The sequence below is a fragment of the Coprobacillus cateniformis genome (assembly GCF_009767585.1).
Classification (GTDB): Bacteria; Bacillota_I; Bacilli_A; order Erysipelotrichales; family Coprobacillaceae; genus Coprobacillus; species Coprobacillus cateniformis.
Genome location: NZ_WSNW01000001.1, coordinates 546,195 through 563,004, shown reverse-complemented (window position 1 = coordinate 563,004; position 16,810 = coordinate 546,195). Strand labels below are relative to the sequence as shown.

General features: G+C 32.8%; 20 protein-coding genes. 19 read left to right on the top strand and 1 reads right to left on the bottom strand.

Annotation, left to right across the window (positions count from 1 at the left end; translation table 11 throughout):
- The first annotated feature begins 6 nt into the window (after positions 1-6).
- From accC to fabZ, 10 genes are read left to right on the top strand one after another with little or no spacing between them, the layout of a single operon-like run.
- Entirely contained in the window at positions 7-1,374 is a 1,368-nt protein-coding gene (gene accC, locus GQF29_RS02870; RefSeq protein ID WP_008788292.1) for an acetyl-CoA carboxylase biotin carboxylase subunit, read from the top strand.
- Entirely contained in the window at positions 1,358-2,227 is an 870-nt protein-coding gene (gene accD, locus GQF29_RS02865; protein WP_008788293.1) for an acetyl-CoA carboxylase, carboxyltransferase subunit beta, read from the top strand. The genes accC and accD overlap by 17 nt, the downstream gene beginning before the upstream one ends.
- Positions 2,224-3,144, top strand: a complete 921-nt coding sequence (locus GQF29_RS02860; protein WP_008788294.1) for an acetyl-CoA carboxylase carboxyltransferase subunit alpha — start codon at positions 2,224-2,226, stop codon at positions 3,142-3,144. Before accD ends, GQF29_RS02860 begins: the two co-directional genes overlap by 4 nt.
- Positions 3,141-4,127, top strand: a complete 987-nt coding sequence (locus GQF29_RS02855; protein ID WP_008788295.1) for a beta-ketoacyl-ACP synthase III — start codon at positions 3,141-3,143, stop codon at positions 4,125-4,127. Before GQF29_RS02860 ends, GQF29_RS02855 begins: the two co-directional genes overlap by 4 nt.
- Entirely contained in the window at positions 4,114-5,055 is a 942-nt protein-coding gene (gene fabK / locus GQF29_RS02850; RefSeq protein ID WP_029158251.1) for an enoyl-[acyl-carrier-protein] reductase FabK, read from the top strand. The genes GQF29_RS02855 and fabK overlap by 14 nt, the downstream gene beginning before the upstream one ends.
- Complete coding sequence (locus GQF29_RS02845; protein ID WP_008788297.1) at positions 5,056-6,120, top strand: NAD(P)H-dependent flavin oxidoreductase; 1,065 nt, start codon at positions 5,056-5,058, stop codon at positions 6,118-6,120. It begins immediately after the preceding gene.
- On the top strand, positions 6,117-7,031 hold the full coding sequence (fabD, locus tag GQF29_RS02840; RefSeq protein ID WP_008788298.1) for an ACP S-malonyltransferase: 915 nt from the start codon (positions 6,117-6,119) through the stop codon (positions 7,029-7,031). The genes GQF29_RS02845 and fabD overlap by 4 nt, the downstream gene beginning before the upstream one ends.
- On the top strand, positions 7,024-7,758 hold the full coding sequence (gene fabG / locus GQF29_RS02835; RefSeq protein ID WP_008788299.1) for a 3-oxoacyl-[acyl-carrier-protein] reductase: 735 nt from the start codon (positions 7,024-7,026) through the stop codon (positions 7,756-7,758). Before fabD ends, fabG begins: the two co-directional genes overlap by 8 nt.
- A 13-nt stretch (positions 7,759-7,771) precedes the next feature.
- Positions 7,772-9,013: a beta-ketoacyl-ACP synthase II gene (gene fabF / locus GQF29_RS02830; protein WP_017144157.1), complete on the top strand. Its 1,242-nt coding sequence runs from the start codon at positions 7,772-7,774 to the stop codon at positions 9,011-9,013.
- A gap of 3 nt (positions 9,014-9,016) precedes the next feature.
- Complete coding sequence (gene fabZ, locus GQF29_RS02825) at positions 9,017-9,448, top strand: 3-hydroxyacyl-ACP dehydratase FabZ (RefSeq protein ID WP_008788301.1); 432 nt, start codon at positions 9,017-9,019, stop codon at positions 9,446-9,448.
- Here fabZ and GQF29_RS02820 read toward each other — a convergent pair.
- Positions 9,426-10,391: a biotin--[acetyl-CoA-carboxylase] ligase gene (locus tag GQF29_RS02820; RefSeq protein ID WP_008788302.1), complete on the bottom strand. Its 966-nt coding sequence runs from the start codon at positions 10,389-10,391 to the stop codon at positions 9,426-9,428. The genes fabZ and GQF29_RS02820 overlap by 23 nt on opposite strands.
- A gap of 205 nt (positions 10,392-10,596) precedes the next feature.
- Between GQF29_RS02820 and GQF29_RS02815 the strand changes: the two genes are divergently transcribed.
- The 9 genes from GQF29_RS02815 to GQF29_RS02775 all read left to right on the top strand — a co-directional run bounded on the left by GQF29_RS02815 (position 10,597) and on the right by GQF29_RS02775 (position 16,805).
- Positions 10,597-10,788, top strand: coding sequence for a GNAT family N-acetyltransferase (locus GQF29_RS02815; protein WP_008788303.1), 192 nt, complete (start codon positions 10,597-10,599; stop codon positions 10,786-10,788).
- 568 nt (positions 10,789-11,356) lie between these two features.
- A complete protein-coding gene (locus GQF29_RS02810) occupies positions 11,357-11,857 on the top strand; it encodes a DMP19 family protein (RefSeq protein ID WP_008788304.1) in 501 nt (166 codons plus the stop codon).
- 53 nt (positions 11,858-11,910) lie between these two features.
- Positions 11,911-12,132: an acyl carrier protein gene (locus GQF29_RS02805; protein ID WP_008788305.1), complete on the top strand. Its 222-nt coding sequence runs from the start codon at positions 11,911-11,913 to the stop codon at positions 12,130-12,132.
- Positions 12,133-12,171: 39 nt separating this feature from the next.
- Positions 12,172-13,104, top strand: a complete 933-nt coding sequence (locus GQF29_RS02800; protein ID WP_008788306.1) for a magnesium transporter CorA family protein — start codon at positions 12,172-12,174, stop codon at positions 13,102-13,104.
- Between the two features lie 250 nt (positions 13,105-13,354).
- On the top strand, positions 13,355-14,176 hold the full coding sequence (locus GQF29_RS02795; protein WP_008788307.1) for a Cof-type HAD-IIB family hydrolase: 822 nt from the start codon (positions 13,355-13,357) through the stop codon (positions 14,174-14,176).
- A 13-nt stretch (positions 14,177-14,189) separates the two neighbouring features.
- Entirely contained in the window at positions 14,190-14,798 is a 609-nt protein-coding gene (locus GQF29_RS02790; RefSeq protein ID WP_008788308.1) for a PTS sugar transporter subunit IIB, read from the top strand.
- A gap of 11 nt (positions 14,799-14,809) precedes the next feature.
- Positions 14,810-15,562: a MurR/RpiR family transcriptional regulator gene (locus GQF29_RS02785; RefSeq protein ID WP_008788309.1), complete on the top strand. Its 753-nt coding sequence runs from the start codon at positions 14,810-14,812 to the stop codon at positions 15,560-15,562.
- Positions 15,563-15,571: 9 nt separating this feature from the next.
- On the top strand, positions 15,572-16,381 hold the full coding sequence (locus GQF29_RS02780) for a Cof-type HAD-IIB family hydrolase (RefSeq protein WP_008788310.1): 810 nt from the start codon (positions 15,572-15,574) through the stop codon (positions 16,379-16,381).
- Between the two features lie 58 nt (positions 16,382-16,439).
- The gene (locus GQF29_RS02775) at positions 16,440-16,805 is read left to right on the top strand and encodes a methylglyoxal synthase (protein WP_008788311.1); all 366 of its coding nucleotides are present in this window, start codon (positions 16,440-16,442) and stop codon (positions 16,803-16,805) included.
- The last annotated feature ends 5 nt before the right edge of the window (positions 16,806-16,810 follow it).

Genomic DNA, 16,810 nt, shown 5'->3' with positions numbered 1-16,810 from the left:
GAGTTCATGATTGAAAAATTATTAATTGCGAATCGTGGTGAAATTGCTGTTCGTATTATCAGAACATGTAAGGAAATGGGAATTCAAACTGTAGCAGTCTATTCAACAGCAGATAAATCATCATTACATGTTCAATTAGCAGATGAAGCTGTTTGTATTGGTGGACCATTAGCCAATGATTCCTATTTAAATATGAATGCGATTATTCAGGCAGCATGTAATACAGGGTGTGATGCAATTCATCCTGGGTTTGGATTCTTGAGTGAAAATAGTCAGTTTGCAAGATTGATTATCCAATGTGGACTCATTTGGGTTGGACCATCGCCAGAGATTATTGATATGCTTGGGAATAAAGCAGAAGCGAGAAAACTCATGAAAGAAGCAGGTGTTCCAGTTATTCCAGGGTCTAAGGAAATTATTGATTCTGTCGAACATGGTCAAAATATTGCTGTGGATTTAGGTTATCCTGTTATGATTAAAGCTAGTAATGGCGGTGGTGGTCGTGGTATGCGTATTATTCAAAATAAGGAAGAGTTTGAAAAACAATATCAGAATGCCAAATCAGAAGCAAAAGCATGTTTTGGAGATGATGAAGTTTATCTAGAAAAATATATTGAAAATCCGAAACATATTGAAGTTCAAGTGGTTGGAGATCAATATGGACATGTGATTCATTTATTTGAACGTGATTGCTCATTTCAAAGACGTCATCAAAAAATGATTGAAGAAGCCCCATGTCATATACTTAAGAAAAATGTAAGAGAAAAATTATTTGAAGATGCATTGAAGGCTTGTCATCATGTTGGTTATAACAGTGTTGGAACGATTGAATTTCTTTTAGATAAACATGGAAATTATTATTTCATGGAAATGAATACAAGAATTCAAGTTGAACATCCCATTACTGAAATGATTTGTGGTATAGATTTAATCAAATTACAGTTAAAGATGGCAGAAGGGTTAAAGATGCCTTACCAACAAGAGGATATTCAACAAAATGGCTATGCATTGGAATGTCGTATTAATGCTGAAGATATGAAAAGAGATTTTGCACCTACACCTGGTAAGATATCTTTTATGCATTTACCTGGAGGGAGAGGAGTACGTGTGGATAGTGCCATGTATAATGGATGTGAAATTTCACCATATTATGATTCAATGATTCTCAAATTGATTACTTTTGCACCTACTCGTCTTGAATGTATTAAGAAAATGCGAGCAGCATTAAGTGAAGTGATTATAGATGGTATTTCAACAAATACAGAGTTTCATTATTATGTTTTACATTCTAAGGATTTTATTGATGGAAGTTATGATACGGGATTCTGTGAAAAGTTTATAAAGGAGTTGAAAGATAATGGATCAATTGTTTAAAAAGAGAAACCAAGAATTAAAAGAATTTTCAGCTTGGTTAAAGAGACACAAACCCAAAGAGAAAAAAGAGGTCCCAGATAATATCTTTAAACAATGTGATGCCTGTCATGAATCACTTCCTTATTTCTCACTAGTAGAGAATGATTATGTTTGTCCAAAATGTGGTCATCATATGAAAATTAGTGCAAGACAAAGAATTAGAGACCTAGTAGATGATGGAAGTTGGCGAGAATATTTTGAAAAAGACACATCATCCAATATAGAAAATTTTCCTGGCTATGATCAAAAACTGCATAAAGCAAAGATGACAACGGGTATGAATGAAGCTGTTATTGTAGGGATTGGTCAAATAGACAGTCAAAAAGTTGTCCTATGTATCATGGATTCTCATTTTATGATGGGGAGCATGGGCAAAGTTGTTGGTGAAAAGATTTGTAAAGGTGTTGAATTGGCAGCTAGAAAAAAATTACCACTGATTATTAGTTGTACAAGCGGTGGAGCACGTATGCAAGAAGGTATAGATTCATTGATGCAAATGGCAAAAGTCAGCAGTGCATTAAAACGATTTTCAAATCTCGGAGGTTTTTATATCACTTTGTTAACCCATCCGACAACAGGTGGCGTGAGTGCGAGTTTTGCAATGCTTGGAGATATTATTATTTCAGAGCCAAATGCTTTAATTGGTTTTGCAGGAAAACGTGTGATTCAAGATACTTTAAAACAAGAATTGCCTGAAGGATTCCAAACTGCAGAGTTTCTGTTAGAAAAAGGTTTTTTAGATATGATTGTTGAAAGAAAAGATTTAAAGAAAGTATTCTCTGACTTGTTGAGAATGCATGGAGGGAAGTTATGAGCCTCATAGATAACGAAAGAAAAATAAAAGAACTCCAAGCTCATTTAATCACATTAGAGGCTGGAGAAGAATATGATTTACTTACAAATGAAATTGATGAATTGATAAAAGCAACTTATGATAATCTCACAGCTTGGGATCGTGTTTGTCTTGCAAGACATCCCTCACGACCAAAAGCGAGTGATTTTATTGAAGGACTGTTCCATGATTTTTATGAGTTGCATGGTGATCGTTATTATGGAGATGATCAGGCTATTATTGGTGGTATCGGTTATTTCCATGATATGCCTGTAACTGTTATTGCTCAAGCTAAAGGTAAAACTTTACAAGAAAATTTAGATAGAAATTTTGGGATGTGTAATCCAGAAGGATATCGTAAAGCTTTACGTTTAGCAAAACAGGCAGAAAAATTTCATCGACCTATTATTACTTTTGTTGATACAGCAGGAGCCTATCCAGGAATTGAAGCGGAAGAGCGTGGACAGGCGCAAGCCATTGCAGAATGTTTATATACTTTTTCTGATATAAAAACACCAGTTATTTGTGTTGTGCTTTCAGAAGGTGGCAGTGGAGGAGCATTGGCACTCAGTGTTGCTGATCGCATTTGTATGTTAGAAAATGCAGTTTATTCTGTTCTCTCACCAGAAGGTTTTGCCAGTATCTTATGGAAAGATGAAACGCGTTCTCAAGAAGCTGCTGAAGTCATGAAATTAACATCTTATGACTTATATCATAAAGGTATTGTTGATTATTTAGTGAAAGAGCCAACTGGTGGAATGCAAAATGATCTCAAACTTGTTCTCCATGATTTAGATCGCTATTTATGGGATGAATTCAAAAGATTAAAAACGATGAAAGAAAAAGATATGTTAGAAAAACGTTATGAGAAATTTCGTCAGATGGGAAGAATGTCATGAATCGTATCAAAATATTAGGAAGTGGTTTGGCTAGAGGGAGTCAGAAAGTAACAAACTTTGATTTAGAAAAAAGAGTCGAAACAAACGATGAATGGATTGTTCAAAGAACAGGAATAACAAGTCGTTATATAAGTGAAACTGAAAATACCAGTGATTTAGCTGTCCGTGCATCATTGCATGCTATTGAGAATGCTGGTCTTCAAAAAGAAGATATCCAAGTCATTATTGTTGCAACAATGACACCTGATAGTATGACACCATCAACAGCTTGTTTGGTTCAAGCAAAACTAGGTTTAAATGATTATCCAATATTGGCATTTGACTTGAATGCAGCATGCAGTGGTTTCTTATATGCTTTTCAATTAGCTTGCGATTTGTTAAATCGTTATGAGCATATTTTGGTGATTGGAAGTGAAACTTTAAGTAAGATTATCAATTGGGATGATCGTAGTACTTGTGTTTTATTTGGAGATGGAGCTGGTGCAATGATTGTGACGAAAGGACAGTCACAATTATATCATTATGCCAATAGTGAAGGAGATTTAGATGGTGTTTTAAAAACTGAGGGTCTTCCTCTGGTTCATCATTTACAAAATCAGTTACCAACGGTTGGTTTTTTAACAATGCAAGGAAATGATGTTTTTAGATTTGCTGTGAGAGTTTTAAAAGAGTCCATTGAAAATGTCCTTGAGCAAGCACATTTAACAATTGAAGATATAGACTTGATTATTCCTCATCAAGCCAATTATCGTATTATTAATCATGTTGCAAAAAGAATGAAGATTGATATTTCTAAATTCTATATGAATTTACAAGATTATGGAAATACATCAGCAGCAAGTATTCCTATTGCTTATGCAGAAGCCTGTGAAAAAGGATTGATGAAAGATTGTAAGCGAGTTATCTTGGTAGGATTTGGATCTGGTTTAACTTATGGAGCAACATTGATTGATCAAGTAGGAGGAGAAGATTGTGTTAAATAAATTATTAAATATTAAATATCCCATTATTCAAGGGGCTATGGCAAATATTGCAACAGCTGAGTTTGCAGCTTGTGTTTCTCAGTGTGGTGGTTTAGGTATTATTGCGACTGGATCTTTGTCAGCAGAACAAACACGTATTGAAATTCAAAAGTGTAAGCAATTAACAAATCAACCATTTGGAGTTAATATTATGTTGATGAATCCATATGCAAGTGAAATTGTTGATGTCATTATTGAAGAAGGGGTTCCAGTTGTCACAACAGGTGCAGGAAATCCAGGAGCATATATGGCGAAATTTAAAGAAGCAGGAATTAAAGTCTTTCCAGTTGTGCCAAGTGTTGGACTTGCGAAGAGAATGGAACGTGCTGGAGCCGATGCTTTGATTGTTGAAGGTGGCGAATCAGGCGGTCATGTTGGTGAAATGACAACAATGGCTTTGGTTCCTCAAGTTGTTGATGCTGTGAATATTCCAGTCATTGCAGCAGGTGGTATTGCAGATGGTCGTGGGATGATTGCAGCATTTGCATTAGGCGCTTGTGGTGTTCAGGTAGGAACATGTTTATTGGTTGCTGATGAATGTCCAATTCACGAGAATTATAAAGAAGCAGTCATAAAAGCAAAAGATACAGATACAGTTGTGACTGGAAAAAGTGTCAATACACCTGTCCGTAGTCTTAAAAATCAAATGACAAGAGAATATCTGAAATTAGAAAGTCATATTGAAAGTCGTGAAGAATTAGAAAAATTGACATTAGGTGGTTTGAGAAAAGCTGTTCATGATGGTGATGTGAAAACAGGCTCAGTCATGATGGGACAGATTGCTGGAATGATTCAAGAGAAGAAACCTATGCAGCAAATTTTAAATGAAATGATGGAATCAACAGAAGCAGTTTATCAATCATTATCAAAAGTGATGGAGGAAATCTAAATGATTCAAATACAAGATAAATTTTTAAATATTCCTCTTATCCAAGGTGGTATGGGGGTTGGTGTATCGCTTTCTTCATTGGCAGGAAATGTTGCCAAATGTGGTGGTATGGGTGTCATCAGTGCTGCTCATCCAGGTTATAATTTTGAAGGTTTTAGAAAAGACCCAACAGCAACGAGTTGTCGTGCTATCAAGTATCATATTCAACGTGCTAAGGAGATTGCTGAAGGTAAGGGACTGATTGGGGTCAATATTATGGTTGCAGGAAATGGCTATGAAGAATTGGTCAAAGCATCTGTTGAAGGTGGCTGTGATGCGATTATCTCCGGTGCAGGACTGCCATTAGATTTACCAAAGTACGCAAAAGGAAAAGCCTTGCTTGCTCCCATTGTTTCAAGTGGAAAGGCGGCCAGATTGATTGCGAAAGTATGGGAAAAACGTTATCAGTATACACCGGATTTTGTGGTTATTGAAGGAAGTAAAGCAGGTGGACATCTTGGCTTTAAAAAAGAAGATTTATTAGCTGGAACTTGTCAAAAACTTGAAGATATTTTAGAAGATGTCAAAAAAGAACTCGCTCCTTTTCAAGAAAAATTTAAAAAATCAATACCTATCTTTGTTGCTGGTGGAATTGATTGTGGAAAGAAAATAGCTGAGTTTATCAAAAGAGGAGCAAGCGGTGTTCAAATTGCAACACCATTTATTGCCACTTATGAATGTGATGCATCTCAAGAATTTAAAGATATGGTTATCAATGCAACGAAAGAAGATATTGAACTTGTGAAAAGTCCAACTGGCTTTCCTGGTCGTGCCATTGTCAATGAATTTGTTAAGAAAACAAGAAATCGTGGAAATGTTTGTATGAAAAGCTGTTTGGATTGTATGATTCCTTGCAATCCAAGTGATACACCTTATTGTATTAGTGAAGCTTTAATTCAAAGTGTTTCAGGAAATGTCAATAATGGTTTGGTCTTTGTTGGAACACAGGCGGCTGATATTCATTGCATGAAACATGTTCATGAATTGATTCAAGAGTTGATGCAGGAAATGGAGGACAATTTATGAAAATAGGATTTATATTTGCTGGTCAAGGGGCTCAGTATGTTGGAATGGGAAAAGAACTTTATGATCATTTCCCAGAAGCCAAAGCTGTTTATGATCAGGCATATATTGATATTGATGTCAAGAAGGTATGCTTTGAAGGACCAGAAGATATTTTAAATGAAACATCTTATGCGCAGCCATGTATACTGACAACATCACTTGCAATTGCTAAAGTTGTAGAAGCACATGGGATCAAACCAGATTATGTTGCTGGATTATCTTTGGGGGAATATTCAGCCTTAGCTTATGCAAATGCAATGAGTATAAGTGATGCCGTTAAAATTGTTAGAGCTAGAGGTCAAATTATGAGTGAAGCTTTACCAGCTAAAACAACATCTATGGCTGCTGTTTTAGCTATGGAAGCCAAAAAGATTCAAGAAGTGATTGAAGATATTGATGGGGTGACAATTGCCAATTATAATTGTCCAGGCCAAATTGCGATTACAGGTTATAAAGAAGCTATTGAAGTCGCTTCTGAAAAATTAAAAGAGGCTGGAGCAAAGCGAGTGATTCCATTAAAGGTATCAGGGGCATTTCATTCACCGCTATTGGAAGCAGCTTCACAAAAATTAAAAATAGAATTAGGGAAATATGATTTAAATGTACCTGAAATACCAGTTGTTTATAATATTTCTGGACAAGAAGAAAATGGGAATCTTATTGATATATTAACAAAACAAATCAAATCAAGTGTTTATTTCTATCAATCATTACAATATATGATTGGACAAGGTGTAGAAGCTTTTATTGAAATAGGTCCTGGAAAAGCATTAAGTGCATTTGTGAAAAAGACAGATAGAAATATTCCAGTTTATAGTGTTGATAGTATAGAAAGCTTAAACAAAATGTTAGGAGCGTTAAAAGATGAATAAAGTTGCAGTAATTACGGGTGCAAGTCGTGGTATTGGGAAAGCTATTGCTTTGAAGTTTGCTAAAGAAGGGTATCGTGTTGTGATTAATTATCGTGGAAATGAAGAAAAAGCGAATAAAGTGAGACAGGAATGTATGGCACTAGGAGTTGATGCTATGCTTTATCAGGCTGATGTCTCTCATTTTGAAGAAATGGATGCTATGATGAAAGCTGTCAATGAGAATTATGGACGGATTGATGTTCTTGTGAATAATTCAGGGATTACAAAAGATAACCTTTTATTAAAGATGAATACTGAAACGTTCATGGATGTTATTGATGTGAATTTAAAAGGGACTTTTCATTCAATAAAAGCTGTATCGCGTATTATGATGAAACAAAGATCAGGTGTTATCATTAATATGGCAAGTGTTATAGGGTTAATTGGAAATCCTGGTCAAGCCAATTATGCAGCAAGTAAAGCAGGTGTGATAGCTCTCACAAAAACAGTTGCAAAAGAGTTGGCACCAAGACATATACGTGTCAATGCGATTGCACCAGGTTTTATTGAGACTGATATGACAGATGTTTTAAATGAAACAATGAAAGAAAATATCTTAAAAAATATTCCATTACAAGCAATGGGAGAAGCAGAAGATGTTGCAAATCTGGCTTACTTTTTAGCCAGTTCAGATGCGAAATATATTACTGGCCAAGTCATCAATGTTGATGGCGGTATGGTGATGTAAGGAGGAGTTCATGATGGAAAAAAGAAGAGTTGTTATCACTGGAATGGGTGCTGTTTCACCAATTGGAAATACAGTAGAACAAACATGGAAAAGTATTCAAGATCAAGTTTGTGGAATTGATACGATTACTCATTTTGATACAACAGATTATAAGGTCAAACTTGCTGGTGAAGTGAAAGAATTAGATATGGAACTGTATTTTACCAAAAGAGAGTTGAAGTTTAATGATCGATTTACACAATTTGCTAGAATTGTTGCCAAGCAGGCTATTGAAGATGCTCATTTGAATTTAGAAAATATTAATCAAGATCGTTTTGGTGTGATTATTGGTTCAGGTATTGGTGGTGTTGAGTCAATTGAAAAAGCTGAACAATCTTTAATGAATAGAGGACCCTCTAAGGTGTCTCCCTATTTCATTCCTATGACTCTTATTAATCTGGCAGCGGGTAGTGTTGCGATTGATTTAGGGGCAAAAGGACATGTTTCTTCAGTTGTGACTGCTTGTGCAGCTGGGACAAATGCGATTGGAGAAGCGTTTCATAAAATTAGAGATGGTTATGAAGATGTGATGATAGCTGGCGGAAGTGAAGCTTCAATTACACCATTAGCTGTTGCAGGATTTGCTTCTATGAAAGCCCTGCATACAGGTGAAGATAAAAATCGTGCCTCTATTCCTTTTGATAAAGACAGAAGTGGCTTTGTTATGGGGGAAGGTGCAGCAGTTCTTGTCTTAGAAGATTTAGAACATGCCAAAAAACGTGGAGCCAAAATTTATGGTGAAGTTGTTGGCTATGGAGCAACTTGTGACGCTCATCACATCACAGCTCCATTAGATGATGGTAGCGGTGGTGGAAAAGCAATGCTTGCAGCTATGCGTGATGCATCTTTAAAACCTAAAGATATTGACTATATTAATGCCCATGGAACAAGTACACCATTAAATGATAAAACAGAAACAGCAGCAGTTAAATATGCTTTTTTAGAAAGTGCTCAAAATGTGAGTATATCTTCTACAAAATCGTATACTGGACATTTGTTGGGTGCAAGTGGGGCATTAGAGTCAGTTATTTGTATAAAAGCATTACAGGATGGATATTTACCAGCTACAATTCATTATCAAGAAAAAGATGAAGAATGTGATTTAGATATTATTGCGAATGATGCTAAAGTCAAAGATATTCATTATGCTATGAATAATTCACTTGGATTTGGTGGTCATAATGCTTCATTAATTTTTAAGAAGTGGGAGGAATAAAAGATGTTATATAATTCTAATGAAATTCAACAGATCATTCCTCATCGTTACCCATTTTTGTTAGTTGATTGTATTGAGAGTATCAGTGAGGATGGGAAAACAATTATTGGCAGAAAATGTGTAACAGCTAACGAAATGCAGTTTTTAGGACATTTTCCAGATAAACATGTCATGCCAGGAGTACTTATTATTGAAGCACTTGCTCAAACTGGATGTGTACTGCTTCTTTCTAAAGCAGAAAATAAAGGGAAGATTGGATATTTTGCTGGTATCAATAAAGCAAGATTTAAAAAGCAAGTCATTCCAGGTGATGTCTTAACTATGAAAGTAACTTTAACAAAAGAAAAAGGCGGAATCTATTTTGCCGCCATTGAAGCCAAGGTTGAGGATCAAATTGCTGTTGTTGGTGAAATTATGTGTGCTGTTGGTGATTAGTTTTACGAATACTTACTTCACCAGATTTTAAAATCTTTTGTTTGCCATCAACAAGCAATGTTAAACTTGCATCATCATTAATTGATGAGACATAAGCAGGATAAGATGTATTATTTTCATAAACAGTTATGTCCTGATGAAGAACATATGAGTATCGACGATAGTCATCTAAAAAAGATAAATAAGAAAGTTTTGTATAATCATCATAGAAGATATTTAAAAAATCTATGATGATTTTTTGTCGCTGCGCTTGTTTGTCACAGAAATCTTCTAAACATCCTGCAATATGCTGTAAATCAGCAGGCATAGGGTCATGATGAACATTGATGCCAATACCTACAATCATAGTTTCTATTTGTGCGGTATTCATATCTATTGTTGCCTCACATAGTATACCTGCAACTTTGAAATCATTGATCATAATATCATTAACCCATTTGATCTGTGGTGATAATGGATAGTTTTTTTGAATAGCTTTTATTGCTGCAACTGCACAACAGGCAGTGATTTTTAAAGAATCATAAATAGAAAGAGTAGGTTTTAGCATAAAGGAAAGATAAATACCTTTTTGCTTTGGTGAGTAAAATGATCTTCCATTTCTTCCTTTTCCATTTGTTTGAGAATCAGCAATAATGATGTCTCCTTGCTGATAAGCATGTGATTTCATATGCTGATTTGTTGACTCAATTTCATCAAAATAGTCAATGTTTTGATAAAAAGGATGAAGTTGTTTTTTGATATCATCAATAAATATAATGTCATTATTTTGTGTTAAGCAATATCCTTTTTTTGTAGATGTTTCTATTTGATAGCCTTTCTCTTTTAAACCTTTTATATAGGTAGATATTGTCATCCGTGAGACATGAAGTTTTTCACTGATGTCTTGTCCGGAAATGTAATGACCTTGATGATTTGTTAGTATTTTTAATATTTGATTTTCCATGTCTTTATTATAACGAATAATCTTATGATTTTAAAGAACAATCACATCAATGACGACTTTATAACCATTGTTATCAGAGAAAATACATATCAATGACTTAATGTAAAATTAAGTTGTTCTATACAATAGAAAAGAAAGTATTTCTATTCAATTAGAGATAACTTTTTAAATGTTATTTAATAAAGCAAAGAAGGGTGGTAGAATTATGGAGTTATGTCAGAGTCCTGAAAATGTTTCGTTATTATTTGCTCGATGGCGAGCAACACTTATTTATTCTTATTTACAGGGATGTATGGGAGAGTGTTATGTGAATGAAAATGATAATCCCAAGTCTGTCCAAATTGTAGTTGCTGATTTTGTTTATTATGCTAGTATTCTAAATATAGAATTGGTTTGAAACATTCATTGTGATTTCAGCATTGCTGTACCACAAACTGAAGAATGGTCAAGCTTAATTAAAGAAGTTTACGGGAATCAAGCCATTAAAAAATAGATATGTTTTGTTAAAAGAGGGAAACATATTTGATAGGGAGTATTTGGAATATATTGTTCAACAATTGAATCAATCATATGAAATAAAAAATATAGATGCAAATTTATGTCAACAAATTTTATCATCCTTTTCATGATTTATGTTCACAATTTGAGAGTGATGAAGATTATTTAAAACACGGATGAGGTGTCGTCACTCTTGATCATGGAGAAGTGATTGCAAGGGCATCTTCTTACACATATTATAATGATGGAATTAAAATAGAAATTTGTATCCAAGTTGAGATACTCATAATAAAATATCATTGGCTCTTGCTGAAAAATTAGATTATCATTTTGATAGAGCATATCCTGTATATGAAATTACAAATCCAGCTTTCTAATAATCTTTATTCATATTTATAAAACAAAAGATAAACTATACATTTGTGATGAGAAAGTGTAAAATAGTAATAAGAAATGGGGACGATAGAATGGCTACTTATGAAGATGCTTTAGATAATGTGACATTGCAGGCAAGTAAGATTGTTGCCCGTAAAAATACTGTTAATCTTGTTGAAGATTTGTATAATGTCATTTGTGAAAAGTGTGAAAATGGTGATTTCATAAATGAGCTTAATGGTATTGAAAGAGTTTTTTATCTTTGTCAAACATTTAGTCTTGAAATGAATAATGGTGGAATTCACCATTATTATGAAAACAATGCTGGAAACTTTGCTAATGAAACAGTTGAAGCATTAACTGCAATTGGAGCGACCCACACTGCATTGATTTTAGATAAAGGAAACGGTCTCTTTAAAGAAGGCGTTGTTCCTGAGGATAGAGAATCTAGAATTGAAGAATTAGGGAGTCTTGATTATTCTGAAGTGACATGGTTATTTGATGAACTGGATAATCAGTTTTATGAGTATAATGATGATATATCAGCATTAAATTTAAAATATGTTTTAATAAATAAAGAAGCATTCATGTAAATGTTGTTATTTGTGAAGAAAATAGATATAATATGGACAAGAGGTGAATATGAATGGATTATTTTGACAAGATTAAGGATAGACTAAGTAGTAAATTAAAAGGGAAAGAATTAATGAAGGAATCTTCATTTAAAGAATTAGGAATTGATTCTTTAGATTTAGTTGACTTGGTTTTTGAATTGGAAGAAGAAATTGGCGTTGAATTTCAAGATGAAGAGTTGTTGAAAATTTCAACAGTGCAAGATCTTTTAGATTTAATTGATTCTAAGAAATAGGGGATAGTGTATCCTCTATTTTTGTTTAGGAGGGAGTATATGATTTATCAAGTAGACCATGAAAAACAAGCGGTATCTATTCAAAACATTGAGAATGAACATATGTATATAGGAATGATGACATTAGATGAATTAAAGGATTGTCATCATTATTTTGGAATTTCTCAAAGATCTATTAGGAGATGTGAGGAAACATCATCATTAAATCAAAATATTATTATTCCACATAATACTTATTATTATGGATTAATTAATTTAATTAATGCGAGAGATGTTTTTGTTAAAAAAGATTCACTAGCGTTTTTCATATTTAAAAATCTTTTTTTAGTTGTTGTTTTAGATGATGAAGATAAACATATTAGCGAAGTTTTTCAATCATCAAGTGACTATGTTTTAGAGCGTGGTGTTTCTATTACGCGATTGGTTTATTATTTTTTAAGTGAATTGATTTCTAAAGATTATGAATATATTGAAGAATTACAAGAAGAAATAGAAGAGTTGGAAAGCCAAGATGATGAAGAAAAGTCTTTAACATTTACAAACAGTTTAAGACAATTAAATAAAGAATTGTTATTGCTTCGCACTTATTATGATAATCTTGTTATTATAGGTGAAGAATTGCAAATGAATCATCACCATGTTTTTGAAGAAGATGATATGCGTTATTTTGAAATCTTTACAAGGCGAATAGAACGTTTTGCTGATAATGTTCAAATGTTAAGAGAATTATTAAATCAGGCAAATGAAGCTCATCAATCTAAATTAGATTATAAGCTCAATAAGACAATGCAGTTTTTTACTGTGGTCACGACTATATTTATGCCTTTAACTCTCATTGCTGGCTGGTATGGAATGAATTTTACCAATATGCCAGAACTTAGGGCACCATATGGATATATTACAGTTATAGGTGTAAGTATAATAGTTGTTGTATCACTTGTTTTTTGGTTTAAGAAAAAGAAATTTTTTTAAAAGGAGTATAAAAAGAGTTTGTTCTTATCTAAGAATAAACTCTTTGTTATTTTTTTGTCAATAAAAATGAAATATATAAATATATATTGAAAAATACTTGTCAGATGAGATGAATGACTATATGGTTTAGTATAAATAAGATATAATAGATTTATAAAGTTTTATAATGAGAAAATAAATATCTAATTGAGAAAAAAACAAGGTGTCATTCTTAAAAAAGAATATAATGAAAACATATAGGAGGAAATTTATGAAATATCAATTAATCGCATGTGATTTAGATGAAACTTTATTAAATAGTCAACATACAATCTGTCAAAGGAACATAGATCTTATTCAAAAAGCAAAAGAGATAGGGGTTAAGTTTGTTCCTGCAACAGGAAGATTATATACTGCTGTTGAAGATGTTTTAGAGATGCTAGGTTTAGCAAATCAGACAGATGAATATGTATTGTCTGCAAATGGTGGGATTATTTCAGAAAATAAGAATCATCGATTACTCAAATGTGAGAAACTTACTTTTCAAAAGGCAAAGGAACTTTTTGAATTTGGAGTGGATAAAGATGTCTGTATACAAATGCATACATTAGAAGGCGTTTATCTTTATCATTTAAATGATGATGAAAGGAAAAGAGTAGATGGTCAAAAATTCAAATATACAGTTCTAGAAGAAGATAACATAGATTTTATGAAAGATTTTCATATTATCAAAGTGCTTTATCAATCAACGGATATTCCATATTTAGAAGCATTAGAAAAACAAATGATTGCTATATTTGATAAACAAATATCTGCGAGTTATTCATCAGGACGTTATCTAGAAATGAATAAAATTGGTGTTAACAAAGGTCAAGGACTTATTGATTTAGCAGAGATTCTTCAAATACCTATTGAAGCAACAATTGCAGTTGGTGATCATTATAATGATTTAGATATGTTGAAAGTTGCTGGTTTATCAGTTGCTGCAGGAAATGCAATTGATGATATTAAAGCTGTTTGTGATTATACAACTCAAGCGAATCATAATGAAGGTGTCGTAGCAGAGTTAATTGAAAAGTTTATTCTTGAATAGAGGGGGCTTTTTTATGGATCAATTCTTTATTGAGATTTATGAGAGTATTGTTTATCAATGGATTGTTATGAATCAGAATACCTATAAAAAAAGTGGTATTCACTTTCATATTGATCAAAATGATCCTAATAAGCTTGTTTTTATCAGTGATGAATTGAAAGGGGATATTTATTTTTGGACAAATCATCATATTATTGAAGAAACGATTGTTAATAAAGATGGTGATATTACGTTTTATCTTCATTTTAGAATTATTAATCTTGCATCAACAAAGAAATTTATACAAGATTTTATAAATCAATTAATGTATAGTCAGCAACCTAAACGTATTGGGATGAGTTGTAGTTGTGGCATTACATCTTCAGTCTTTGTAGAAAGAATTCAAGAATTAAGTCAGATGTTACATCTGCCATATTCTTTTGAAGTCGTTCCCATCTATTCTATAGAGCAAGTTTACTCAAAATATGATATGATTATATTAGCACCACAAACATCATATTTAGAGCCTAAAATAAAAGCAATCTGCCATAAGGAATGTTATATTATGAGTATAGATGCTTCTGTTTTTGCAACAAGTAATTATCAACAGGCTTTAATTATGATACAGGAGACATTGGGATAGGGAGGAAGACTATGGATATTGTTATTTCTAGAATACTTAAATATTTAAATGGTTGTTTAGATAATGACCATATGTATCAAATTGGTTTGTTCATTGTTCGTCATTATGTTGATATGGAAGATTATTCTTTAGAGCGGTTAATGAAAGAAGGTCAATTTAGTGAAGCAGAGGTTTTAGACTTTTGTGTCCACTTAGGTTTTCATACATATGAAGATTTCCAAGAACAATTATTGGCCGATTATATGTTACGTATCTCACAAATTCGTGCAAGAATGCTTGGAACATCAGCAGAACAGATGTTAGAGCAGTTAGATATATCTTATTCACGCGATGAACTGGTGCAAACTCTAGAAACAATTTGTGAATATATTTTTAAACATCGTCGTGTCATTATTATTGGGGCTTTATATCCAATGAGTATTGCAGTTGATTTTCAGACAGATTTTATTACTTTTGGTAAAGAAGTTATTGAATTTCATCATTTTGATAAAGATTTTCGTTTTCAAGAAGAAGATCTTGTTATGTTTATAAGTGCGACAGGTAGAACTTTGGATGCTTATATAAAGGAAAATAAAGATTTGAATATTTGTGATGCAAATATTGTATTGATGACACAAAATGTGAAGTATCGAAATTTTGAAAATATATGTGCAGATTATGTTATTCAAGTTCCAGGTAAATTTGATGGTATTCAGTTTAATTATCAAATTATGCTGTTGTTTGATATTTTAAGAATTTATTATTATCAAAAATATTATATTTAGGAGTAGTATATGAAAAATATAAAAGCAATTATGTGTGATGTGGATGGTACATTATTAACAGATGATGGTGTGGTTTCACCATTCACTATAGAAATGATTAAAAGAGTCAGAGAAAAAGGGATTTTGTTTGGATTATCAACAGGAAGAGATGTTAATAGTGTACAAACATTACTAAAAACATGGGGAATAGATGGTTTGGTTGATTCTATTGTGGGAACAGGTGGTGCTGAAATCTATGATTATGTAATGAATGTAGAAAAGTCAAGTTATCCTTTAGCAGGAGCACTTATTCAAGATATTATTAAACATTTTGAAGATATGGATGTGAATTTTGCGATTCCTTATGAAGGTATATTATTTGCTCCTCGAGATGACCGTCATATTCAGATGTTAGCAACTGCTGATAAAGTTCCTTATCAGGTTGTTGATTTTCAAGAGTTCCTAAAAGAACCTAAACCAAAATTGATTATTATTTGTGATCCTGAATACATGGATAAAGTGATTGAGAGAAGTGAAACTTTCTCAAATGATCAATACAAATCATCGTCTTTAAAAACTGCCAGCGTCCTTTATGAATACATGGATCCAAGAGTGACAAAGACCCATGGTTTAGAAGAAGTCATGGCGATGCATGGATTTTCAATGAAAGAATTATGTATATTTGGTGATGCAGATAATGATTACGATATGACATTGAATGCTGGAGTTGGTGTTGTCATGGCTAACGGCAGCGAAAAAACCAAAAGTGTTGCTGATTATATCACGGATGATAATAATCATGATGGTATTGGTAAATTTATTGAAAAATATATTTTATAGCTTTAATGATTTCATTAGAGCTTTTTTTCTTATATAATGTTTAATGAGGTGATTTATAATGAATATAGCATTAATTGCACATGATGAAAAGAAATCAGAAATGATTGAGTTCGCAAAGAAACATGAAGATATCCTAAAAGAACATCTGCTTTATACAACTGGAACAACAGGATTGCGTATTATGGAAAATACGCAATTAAAAGTCCATCGTTTTTTATCTGGACCTTATGGTGGAGATCAACAGATTGGAGCATATGTCGCTGAGGGGAAAATCAATCTTGTTATTTTCTTTAGAGATCCTTTAACTGCTCAACCACATGAACCAGATGTAAGTGCACTAATGAGACTATGTGATGTTCACAATGTTCCATTAGCTTCTAATAAAGAAGCAGGAGAATTATTATTAAAAGGAATCTTGAAATAAATAAT